We start from the raw sequence: 2370 nt of genomic DNA, 5'->3' as shown, positions 1-2370 counted from the left end.
TGGTGAATCCGAAGGCATGTCACGAAACAGAGTTTGCTTCATCTCCAGTAGAAACGGCTAAGAAGTTGGCTGTTATTGGCGCGGGCCCAGCTGGTTTAGCATTTGCGACGTCGGCAGCTGAGCGTGGACATACAGTAACTTTATTTGATTCAGCAAATGAAATTGGCGGGCAGTTCAATATTGCTAAGCAAGTACCCGGCAAGGAAGAGTTTTACGAAACGATCCGTTACTTTGGCAAGATGATCGAGAAGACGGGTGTAAACCTTCAGCTTGGTCAGCGTTTGACAGCAGAGGACTTAAATCAGGGCGATTTTGATGAAGTTATTCTAGCTACCGGTATTAGCCCACGTACACCTGAAATAGAGGGTATTGATCACCCTAAAGTACTGAGTTATATCGATGTACTTCGCGATAAGAAAGAAGTGGGTAAGAAAGTAGCGGTAATCGGTGCAGGTGGTATCGGTTTTGATGTATCGGAATACTTAGCCCACTCAGGTGAAGCAACAAGCCAAAATATCGAAGCCTTTATGAAAGAATGGGGTGTTGATATGTCGCTAGAGGCTCGTGGTGGCATTGAGGGCGTTGAAGCGCAAGTTAGCCCTTCTGCTAGAGAAATCTACTTATTACAGCGTAAGAAGTCTAAAGTTGGCGCGAAGCTAGGAAAAACAACAGGCTGGATTCATCGCACGGGTCTAAATAACAAAGGCGTCAACATGATACCTGCCTGTACTTACGAGAAAGTGGACGATCAAGGTATTCACATTGATGTCGCAGGTGAGAAGAAAGTACTTGATGTGGATAACGTTATCTTGTGCGCGGGCCAGGAGCCACTGCGTGAATTAGTTGAGGGCTTGAATAAGCCATATCACCTGATTGGTGGTGCTGATGTGGCTGCAGAACTTGATGCAAAACGTGCAATTAATCAGGGTACGCGTTTGGCATTGGATATCTAAAGTCTTTAGATAAACAAGCAGCAAACAGAGCCGAGCTAGAGTTTCCTAGTTCGGCTTTTTTGTGCCATTCGCGTGCTGGTGGGAGAATAATTAAGCTATTCCTGCACCTCAAACTGCTTCTTGAAGGCTTGCAAGCCTTCCTGAACCAAGTCATAGGTCTTATCGATATTCTCGGCAATCTCACCTTCTAACACTCCTAATCCATCGAGTATCTCGCGTGCTTCAGAAAATCCGGTATCAATACCACCGCTAATAATATCGACAAACTTTTCGACTTGCTCACTCTCGTTCAATTCAGGGTGTTGTTGTTGATAAAGTGGAAACAGGCTAGTCGAGAAATTAACAATCCGGCCCGCTGTCGCTTCGGGTGAGACGTCCAGGCCTTGCTCATAACCGGACTGGATTGAGTTTTCGCCAAAGTCACCTTCTAGCTCTTTATTGATCGCATCGATAGCGGTCTGATAAAGCAGGCTCATAGGTTCGTTCTTGACGCTGAGGCTAACTTCGTAGTTAGCATTCAACACGGCAGCATTGAATTCTTTGCGAAGGGCCTCTACTTGACCAATTTGCTCTGTGCCATCACTTTGCGGTGAAGACCTTGCGTCACTAGAAGTAGTTTTTTCAGGTACGGACGATATATTAAGTCGGGTGTCGATTTGGCTAACAGGCATATGAACACTCCTCAGTAGCGGTAGGTCTTGATTAATTATTGACCAGTGCGTGGGGAGCAGCAAGCAAAACTTGGTAAGTATTTGTTCCTTATAGATGGCTAGCTGAGGCTATTGAGAAAACTTTTTTCGAAGGCGGGACAGGCTAACGGGCGTCATGCCGAGAAACGAGGCGATATGGTATTGGGGGATGCGCTCCAGGAAGTGAGGGTATTCTTTACAAAACCACTTGTAACGTTGTTCACCGTTATTGAGTAGCCGCTTGGCATCGCGTTTAGCATTGCGTACGAAGAGTTCATGCATAAAGGTGATTTCGAAACGTAATAACTCGGGATCATCATAACCATAGGAATGAAATTGATGGTAGTTCGCGACAACAAGGCTGGCGGGTTCGAGTGCTTGAATATAATAGGGGCAGGGTGTGCCATTTACGAAGCTTGATATGGGGCCCAGCATTTGACCTTCTTCATAAAAGCCTTCGTTTACTTCGTTGCCTTCTTGGTCGACATAGTAGAGCCTGAGAATGCCGTCAGAAATATAGAAAAACTCTTCGCAGGCATCCCCTGCTCGAATCCAATGATCACCTTCATCGAGTTCTTGAACATGGAAAAAATCTAGGAAACGGTCCCATTCCGCTAAGTTTGCTTTGAACTTCTTCTCAAGCATGTGTCGCATTTTGGCTATATGCTGGTTCACTTAGCTTCCTTTTCACTGGTCATTTGTTTTGAGCTGCTTATAGTAGTCTTTTT

The 2370-nt window shown here is 45.4% G+C and carries 3 protein-coding genes; 1 reads left to right on the top strand and 2 read right to left on the bottom strand.

What is annotated here, in order from left to right; genetic code table 11:
- The coding region (locus tag A3757_RS15525; protein ID WP_156506346.1) for an FAD/NAD(P)-binding oxidoreductase at window positions 1–953 on the top strand (953 nt) is incomplete at its 5' end.
- A gap of 95 nt (window positions 954–1048) precedes the next feature.
- Here the strand turns inward: A3757_RS15525 and A3757_RS15520 are convergent.
- Both A3757_RS15520 and A3757_RS15515 read right to left on the bottom strand, forming a co-directional pair.
- Window positions 1049–1624 carry a DUF5610 domain-containing protein gene (locus A3757_RS15520; RefSeq protein WP_068553373.1) on the bottom strand — a complete coding sequence of 192 codons (576 nt, stop codon included), beginning with the start codon at window positions 1622–1624 and terminating at the stop codon, window positions 1049–1051.
- Between the two features lie 108 nt (window positions 1625–1732).
- A complete protein-coding gene (locus A3757_RS15515) occupies window positions 1733–2317 on the bottom strand; it encodes a Crp/Fnr family transcriptional regulator (protein ID WP_068508752.1) in 585 nt (194 codons plus the stop codon).
- Window positions 2318–2370 lie beyond the last annotated feature (53 nt).

This window comes from Oleiphilus sp. HI0117, from assembly GCF_001635235.1.
Note: the sequence above shows the minus strand (reverse complement) of the source record. Positions and strands in the feature narration are given on the sequence as shown.